This is a genomic window from Mesorhizobium sp. M1E.F.Ca.ET.063.01.1.1, from assembly GCF_003998155.1.
Classification (GTDB): Bacteria; Pseudomonadota; Alphaproteobacteria; order Rhizobiales; family Rhizobiaceae; genus Mesorhizobium.
Genome location: NZ_RZSC01001359.1, coordinates 1 through 792, shown reverse-complemented (window position 1 = coordinate 792; position 792 = coordinate 1). Strand labels below are relative to the sequence as shown.

Annotated in this window: 1 protein-coding gene and 1 pseudogene; both read right to left on the bottom strand. The window is 65.9% G+C overall.

Features of this window, described 5'->3' with window-relative positions:
* A partial coding sequence (locus EOA29_RS38585) for a PHP domain-containing protein (protein ID WP_348628942.1) occupies window positions 1-590 on the bottom strand: 590 nt, incomplete at its 3' end.
* A pseudogene (locus EOA29_RS38580) lies at window positions 587-792 on the bottom strand (DNA polymerase Y family protein); the annotation flags it as partial. The pseudogene EOA29_RS38580 and the gene EOA29_RS38585, both read right to left, overlap by 4 nt.

The window sequence follows — 792 nt, the reverse complement described above, 5'->3', positions numbered from 1 at the left end:
GCATGATAGAGTACGTCATTGGTCGCCATCAGCGGAACCCGCGCTTGATCGGCCATCGCCGCCGCCTGCTCGATGCGGAAGCGGTCATTGCCGCCATAATCCGGCGCCACGGCCAGCCGGAGCGCCGAGCCGAAGCGATCCTTAAGCCGGCTAATGAGCGACAGATCGTTTTCCGCGCTCGTCGACAGACTGGGCAGGACCGCCAGCGACATCCGATCGCCCCATTCGAGCAGGTCGCTCAATTCAAGCAGCGTCGCGCCCTTCTCGTTCTCGTCGCGCAGATTGGCTTGCGTCAGCATGCGGCAGAGATGTCCCCAGCCCTTGCGGTCGTGGGGGTAGGCGAGGACGTCCGGGGTGCCGTCGCGGAAAACCAGGCGGCAGCCGGGGTAATAGGCCAGCTTCTCGACCTTGGCCTGCTGCCAGGCGCGCACGACGCCGGCAACCGTGTTCCTGTCGGCAAGCCCGATCGAGGCAAAGCTGTAGAATTTCGCCGTGACCACCAGCTCCTCGGGCTTGGAGGCGCCGCGCAGGAAGGAGAAATTCGACTGGATGCCGAACTCGGCATAGGGGATGGCGGTCAGCGCGTTCATGCGAACACCCCGTGCATGAACCAGCGCGGCGAGGCCTGCGAGGCGCCGTAGAGGCCCTGGCGGTAGAGCCAGTAGCGACGCCCTTCGCTGTCCTCGATGCGGTAATAGTCGCGGGTCGGCGCTTCCTCCTCGCCGGGCAGTTTTCGCCACCATTCGGCGGCGATGCGCTCCGGCCCTTCGGCGCGGGCGACACGGTAAAGCG